This window comes from Rhodopseudomonas palustris (assembly GCF_003226555.1).
Lineage (GTDB): Bacteria > Pseudomonadota > Alphaproteobacteria > Rhizobiales > Xanthobacteraceae > Rhodopseudomonas > Rhodopseudomonas palustris_I.
The window spans coordinates 75,026-82,017 of sequence record NZ_QKQS01000032.1 but is presented as its reverse complement, the minus strand read 5'-3'; the positions used below and the strand labels follow the sequence as shown (position 1 = coordinate 82,017).

At 61.7% G+C, this 6,992-nt stretch carries 7 protein-coding genes; 2 read left to right on the top strand and 5 right to left on the bottom strand.

Annotated features, from left to right (window positions below; translation table 11 throughout):
- Positions 1–555: 555 nt before the first annotated feature.
- Entirely contained in the window at positions 556–783 is a 228-nt protein-coding gene (locus DNX69_RS26165) for an HTH-like domain-containing protein (RefSeq protein WP_133256042.1), read from the top strand.
- Between the two features lie 111 nt (positions 784–894).
- On the top strand, positions 895–1,128 hold the full coding sequence (locus DNX69_RS23075) for a DUF6429 family protein (RefSeq protein ID WP_110788349.1): 234 nt from the start codon (positions 895–897) through the stop codon (positions 1,126–1,128).
- A 935-nt stretch (positions 1,129–2,063) separates the two neighbouring features.
- Here the strand turns inward: DNX69_RS23075 and DNX69_RS26160 are convergent.
- The 5 genes from DNX69_RS26160 to DNX69_RS23055 form a co-directional block, all read right to left on the bottom strand.
- Positions 2,064–2,567, bottom strand: a complete 504-nt coding sequence (locus tag DNX69_RS26160; RefSeq protein ID WP_133256041.1) for a hypothetical protein — start codon at positions 2,565–2,567, stop codon at positions 2,064–2,066.
- Between the two features lie 158 nt (positions 2,568–2,725).
- On the bottom strand, positions 2,726–3,292 hold the full coding sequence (locus tag DNX69_RS26155) for a hypothetical protein (protein ID WP_133256040.1): 567 nt from the start codon (positions 3,290–3,292) through the stop codon (positions 2,726–2,728).
- A 236-nt stretch (positions 3,293–3,528) separates the two neighbouring features.
- Positions 3,529–5,454: a phosphomethylpyrimidine synthase ThiC gene (thiC, locus tag DNX69_RS23065; protein ID WP_110788347.1), complete on the bottom strand. Its 1,926-nt coding sequence runs from the start codon at positions 5,452–5,454 to the stop codon at positions 3,529–3,531.
- A 175-nt stretch (positions 5,455–5,629) separates the two neighbouring features.
- Positions 5,630–6,238, bottom strand: a complete 609-nt coding sequence (locus tag DNX69_RS23060; protein ID WP_110788346.1) for a thiamine phosphate synthase — start codon at positions 6,236–6,238, stop codon at positions 5,630–5,632.
- A partial coding sequence (locus DNX69_RS23055) for a thiazole synthase (RefSeq protein ID WP_110788345.1) occupies positions 6,225–6,992 on the bottom strand: 768 nt, incomplete at its 5' end. The genes DNX69_RS23055 and DNX69_RS23060, both read right to left, overlap by 14 nt.

Sequence of the window (6,992 nt, the reverse complement as noted above, 5' to 3'; positions counted from 1 at the left end):
GCCTCCATCTGCCAAAATCTGAATCTCAATAAATACTTGAGTCCTACCTCACAGGCCCGCGACCTTGTGACTCAGTACAACTAGTTAGCCGAAGGCGTAACCCGCCGAGCGGCGGCTGGGCTTGCGTCCAAGTGGCGGCGGATTACGCTTCGCTCATCCGGCATAAGGGCTCCGGCCTGGAACTGATGTGGGAGGCAGAGGATGGGGTTACCTCAAGAACCATATGTATGGCTGACAGTAGAGACATATCGCGAGAGCGGCTCAGGAATGCACGGCGACATTCATGTCCGCCCTTTGCCCGGACAGGGTGTGCCGACCACTTACCGCGTTCGCTTTCCGAGAGCGCCGAGGAAAGCTTACCCAATTGGACAAAAATTCAGGGTGCCGGCGAAGGTTACCAATCGGGACGGGGGAAACAAATTCGTCCACACCAACCACGCGTGGGACTATGAGGTAATTAAGGACTAAACGTCACCGGCGTAAAGCGCTGCGCGGCGGCCGAGGTCGTGTTGGCGCTCCGCTAATCCGCTCTGTGAACTAAAATTGGAGGTGCGTGTGAAGGCTTCGGAACTGGCTGACGAACTTCGGAAGGCTTACGCAGCATCGGAAGATGGTAATAAAGTGGTTTCCATTCATCTATTCGGAATTCGACGTGCCAACGAGTTAGATGGGCAATCCTGCAAAGACATTGCTGTACTGGCCGGCATTCCGGATTCCTATGCGACGGAGATCAGAAAGGGAATGAGGCTCGCGCCGTATGTCTCCGTGAGAGAAGCTGATTGAAGTTGATTAGTCTGTTGGCATGTCCGGAATGCCGTCGGCGCGATCAGCCGAGCGGTGTCTGTATGGCGGATTACGCTTCGCAAATCCGTCCAACCGGCTGGGAGATCGAGGATGGAATTCGACACCGGCAAGATCGACGACGCGACTCTGGCGCTGCTGTATCTGACGCTGCATGACCGCACCCGCGCCTGGAAAGGCCACGACTGGGACACGCTCGACCGGCTGCACGACAAGGGGCTGATCGGAAACCCGGCCGGTAAGGTGAAGTCGGTCGTCTTCACCGACGAAGGCCTCACGCGCGCCAAAGAGGTGTTCGAGACGATGTTTGCGAAGAAGGGCGCGTAACGCCGGCGTGTGACCGTCGGGCGGGTGAGCCGAAGGCGTAACCCGCCGAGCGGCGGCTGGGCTTGCGTCCAGGCGGCGGCGGATTACGCTTCGCTAATCCGCCCTACGGGCTGAGCGTGCCCCGGAATGACGAATAGGTAGTTTGTCGGCTCGTCGCGCGCAGCATCGTTGATGCTTCCAAGCGCCACTCCGCCCCCCAACCGTCATCCCCGCGTAGGCGGGGATCCAGTATCCCGGAGCGCTCGCAGCAAAGCACCGCATCGCCACAGGCGCTCTGGAATAATGGGTCGCCCGATCAAGTCGGGCGATGACGCCGTGAGTGAGGCAGGCGCCCCGCATCTCCCCGTTCTCCGATCCACATTGTCAAACAGCCACGGCTAATCCACTCTCGCGGCTCGATGAGCCCGAGTTCTGCGCCCGTCGCTATCGCAGCGAGGGGCGGGGCGCGCCGTGTGGCGCGGATGATCGGGTGGTCTCGCGAGGGCTTGCGATCCCTCGCGCAACGCCTCACGGCGCGCCCACCGCGGCGATCTTTGGGCCGAAGGACCGATCTTCCGGGACACAGCGAGCTTGCGGGCTTTCCCCGGCCTCCACTGTACCCGTCCAGCCTCTGAAGCGGCGGCCGCTCGTAGTAGCGGCGGACGGCGACCCTCGGCCTCCCGGGCCACGTGGCTGCGAACCACGCGACGCAGGACGCCACCCCTCTCCCCGCCTCAAGACGCCTCCGGAGGCGCCCCCCGATGGGAGAGGTGATGAGTATTTATTCCTAATCGACATGCTTGTCAACGTTGATTTTTGCCGCTTGGCGGCGGGCGCATTTCCACTGCGCGTTTCGAGCGAGCGCAGGGCGGGTTAGATTAGCCGAAGGCGTAACCCGCCGGGCGGCGGTTAGGCTTGCGTTGGAGCGGCGGCGGATTACGCTGCGCTAATCCGCCCTACGGGCTACGAGCGATCTTGTCTTCAATCGCAATCAACTGTGAACGCCACCAATAAGTAGCCTCCCTCATTAGCTGAATTCCATCCTTCTCAAGTTGCGAATGCCAAAGTCCTTCATCGTCAATATCAACGCCGAATTTGTATGCTTTTAGTATGTTGTTTCGTTCATCTTCAATAAACTCCCAGAATATCCAATTCTCGTGCTTGTTCTGCTTCCAAGCATCCCAATATTCCTGAATGATTACTTGGTTAACGTCGGAGGCTTTGGCGTCTATTTTTGCCAACACGTGGCCTATGGTGCGTAGCATAGCCACGCCAAACACCCAGTGGATGCGCCACTCAGGATGCTCGTCATCAATATCCGAATTCTGGAGAATGAAATTCGTTTCGACGCAGTCGTGGTATGGTTTCCAAGCATTCAGGGTAGGTCTTTCAACAGCCTTCGTAAAAAGGTCGCTCCGGCATGGAATGAACGTTGTTCTCGCCTTGGCAGGTTGTCTCAAGCCGTCCTCTAGTTCGTTTTTTGCCCAATAGTTGGGTGCGTTTAAGTAAGCTCTGAGTATGCCGCAGGTTCTACGGAACGTCGCTTCGCCGCGTGGCAGTTCGACTTGCGTTGATATGGAGGCGAATTGCTCTTCGATAATCCGTCTTACGAGCTGCGTTAGTTTGCCGGTCGAGCTGTTGATCGAATTGCGCCGATAACTTGATCAGCAAGATCTTTATAGCGGATCGCTTGTTCCGCCGTTATCGGAAGGTCTTCTTGCGGATGGACCGCAAGATTACGGAGGGACCGAAGGTCCTTCAGTGCGGCATAGGTCGGATCGTCAAGAATTCCTTGGTGCCGGAGTTGGCGAAGTATTTGGAAAGTGGGTGACCTCTTTTCGATATTAAGTTCGCTTTGACTCGCCAAGTCTTGCAATGCTGCCTCAACTTGAAGCCAGGCTTCTAATACCGCATAGCTCGGGGATGCCTCCAGGATTCGATTAAATCTCTCGGAGCTTTCGGCCGAGATCGGGGCGGGTAAAGTTGGAATAGGAAGCTTGCTCGCTTCATCCTCGACTTCTTTAAGTCCATCAGAAAACTGAGCTTCTATATCCTTGTATTTGAAGTGTCGCAGTCGAGGGAGGAGTTTTACTACGCTCATTCTGAGCAGAAGAACAATAGTGACTGTCGCGATGGGCCAAGCTAGAGATGATGTCATTGACGAGAAAAATTGTAGCCAGTCCATCTGTCTTTCGTCCGATCATCAGCATTATCAGTCCGCGGTTTCGACGCGGAGGGTGAATTAGTATAGCGTAATACGCTGGCCGATGCTGCGGAAGAGGTGGGGCGGGTTACGCCTTCGTCTACCCCGCCCCACAGGTATCATGAACAACGGCCGGGCTTTCGCCCGGCCGCTTCGTCTCTGATGGATGCCCGGGTCGAGCCCGGGCATGACGTTTGTGGTGTGGTGAGCGCGCTGCCTTACGACAGCGCCTTGTTGCTCTCTTTCACCTTCTCGGCGTCGAGATACACGCTGCTTCCCATCTCTTTGAACTTGGCGCTCATCTGGGCCATGCCGTCTTCGATGGTGCCGGAGATGGTCATGCCGGCGTGGCCGACCGGGTAGAGCGCGGCTTTCTCGTTGTCGCCCAGCCCCGCCGCGTAGTCGCGCACATCCTGGGTGATCTTCATCGAGCAGAATTTCGGGCCGCACATCGAGCAGAAATGCGCGACCTTGTGGGCGTCCTTCGGCAGGGTTTCGTCGTGGAAGGCCTGGGCCGTATCGGGATCGAGGCCGAGGTTGAACTGGTCCTGCCAGCGGAATTCGAAGCGGGCGCGGGACAGGGCGTCGTCGCGGAGTTGTGCGGCGGGGTGGCCCTTGGCGAGGTCGGCGGCGTGGGCGGCGATCTTGTAGGTGATCACGCCGGTCTTGACGTCGTTGCGGTCGGGCAGGCCGAGATGCTCCTTCGGCGTGACGTAGCACAGCATCGCGCAGCCGAACCAGCCGATCATCGCGGCACCGATGCCGCTGGTGATGTGATCATAGCCCGGCGCGATGTCGGTGGTCAGCGGGCCGAGGGTGTAGAACGGCGCCTCGCCGCACTCTTTCAGCTGCTTGTCCATGTTGATCTTGATCTTGTGCATCGGCACGTGGCCGGGGCCTTCGATCATCACCTGGCAGCCCTTGTCCCAGGCGATCTTGGTGAGTTCGCCGAGCGTCTCCAGTTCGGCGAACTGGGCGCGGTCGTTGGCGTCGGCGATCGAGCCCGGCCGCAGGCCGTCGCCGAGCGAGAACGACACGTCGTACTTCCGCATCAGGTCGCAGATCTCGTCGAAATGGGTGTAGAGGAAGCTCTCCTTGTGATGCGCCAGGCACCACTTCGCCATGATCGAGCCGCCGCGCGACACGATGCCGGTGACGCGGCTGGCGGTGAGGTGGATGTATTGCAGCCGCACGCCGGCATGGATGGTGAAGTAATCGACGCCCTGTTCGGCCTGCTCGATCAGCGTATCCTTGTACAGCTCCCAGGTCAGCTTGACCGGATCGCCTTCGCACTTCTCCAGCGCCTGATAGATCGGCACGGTGCCGATCGGAACCGGCGAGTTGCGCAAAATCCATTCGCGGGTGGTGTGGATGTTGCGCCCCGTGGAGAGGTCCATCACGGTGTCGGCGCCCCAGCGGATCGCCCACACCATCTTGTCGACTTCCTCCTCGACCGACGAGGTCACCGCCGAGTTGCCGATATTGGCGTTGATCTTGGTGAGGAAGTTGCGGCCGATGATCATCGGCTCGAGTTCGCCGTGGTTGATGTTGGCCGGGATGATCGCGCGGCCGCGGGCGATCTCGTCGCGGACGAATTCCGGCGTGATGAACGCCGGCACCGCGGCGCCGAACGATTCGCCATCCGCCAGCGCCGCTTCGGCGCGCTCGAGCTGCTGCTTGCGGCCCAAATTCTCGCGCTCGGCGACGTAGATCATCTCCTTGGTGATGATGCCGCGGCGGGCGAATTCGTACTGCGTGATCGGCGCATCACCGACGCCGCGCAGCGGCTGGTGATGCGCGGTGAAGGCTTTTGCCGCGTGCGCAGCGCCGACATTGCCGTTGTCTTCCGGCTTGATGTCGCGCCCCTGATATTGCTCGACGCCGCCGCGCTCCATCACCCACTGCGTGCGCGGGCGCGGCAGGCCCTTGTTGACGTCGATGATCACGTTCGGATCGGTGTAGGGACCGGAGGTGTCGTACACCGGCAGGTTCGGCTCGCCCGCGCCTTCGCTCAGGATGATCTCGCGCAGCGGCACGCGCAGGTCCGGCGCGGCGGTCGGGTTCGCGTAGATCTTGCGCGAGGAGGGCAGGGCGCCGGTGGTGACGGCCGCGCGGGTGGTCTCGGGATTGGAGCGGATATTCATGCCATCCTCCTTGTTGTTTCGTTCTGCTTATCGGGGCGCCGTCATCCTGAGGTGCGCGCACCTGCGCGCCTCGAAGGATGACTGCAACGAACTCAGTGCCTCCGCCGTCGCCCTTCGAGGCGAGCCGAAGACGGCTCGCACCTCACGGTGACGGCGACATCCTTTGTGCCGCGGCTCACGCCTTCTCAGCGACGAAATCGAGCCAGGCGCGCACCCGCGCGTCCGGGTCTTCGTTCTGGGTCACGTCGCTGACCACCGCGATCGAGTCGGCGCCGGCGGCGAAGATCTCTTCGGCGTGCTCCAGCTTGATGCCGCCGATCGCGACCAGCGGGATGTCGCCGATGCGCTTCTTCCATTCGGTGATCTTCGGAATGCCTTGCGGCGCGAAGCGCATCGATTTCAGCGTGGTCGGGAAGATCGGGCCGAGCGCGATGTAGTCCGGCTCGGCGGCGAGCGCGGTCTCCAGCTCGGCGTCGTCGTGGGTGGAGAGGCCGAGCGTCAGCCCGGCGCTGCGGATCTCGGCGAGGTCCGCCTCGGCGAGGTCTTCCTGGCCGAGATGCAGATGCTGGGCGCCGGCGACGATCGCGGCGCGCCAGTAGTCGTTGATGATCAGCTTGACGCTGGTGTCCTTCACCGCCGCGAGCGCGTCGGTGACGAGCTGCAGAGCTTCGCCGTCGTCGAGGTCCTTGGCGCGGAGCTGCACGGTGCCGACGCCGAGCGCGGCGAGGCGTTTGACCCACGCGATGCTGTCGACGACGGGATAGAAACGGTCAGGATACGGCATGCCAGAACGGGGTCCCGATCACAGGGGTGGAGGGCGAAGCGAAATCGCGGGCGCCCATCAGCCCCGCTTCGTAACCAGTGCGGCCGGCTTCGACCGCGAGCTTGAAGCCGCGCGCCATCGCCACCGGGTCTTCGGCCTTGGCGATCGCGGTGTTGAGCAGCACGGCGTCGTAGCCGAGCTCCATCGCTTCGGCGGCGTGGCTCGGCGCACCGAGGCCGGCATCGACCACCAGGGTGATATCGGGCAGCCGGTCGCGCAGCAGCTTCAGCGCGTCGCGACTGACGATGCCGCGCGCGCTGCCGATCGGCGCCGCCCACGGCATGATCACCCGGCAGCCGGCATCCACCAGCCGCATCGCCACCGACAGATCCTCGGTGCAATAGGGAAACACCTCGAAGCCGTCCTTGATCAGGATGCCGGCGGCTTCGACCAGGCCGACCACGTCCGGCTGCAGCGTGTCGTTGTCGGCGATGACCTCGAGCTTGATCCAGCTCGTGCCGAACAATTCGCGCGCCAGCTTGGCGGTGGTCACCGCGTCGCGCACGCCGCGGCAGCCGGCGGTGTTCGGCAGCACGGTGACGCCGAGTTCGCGGATCAGCGACCAGAACTGATCGCCGGTCTTGCCGCCCGCGGTCTCGCGCCGCAGCGACACCGTGACGATCTCGGCACCGGACTCGCGGATCGAGTCCTGCATGATCGCCGGCGACGGATACAGCGCGCTGCCGATCAAGAGGCGGGAGCCGAATTCGCGGTC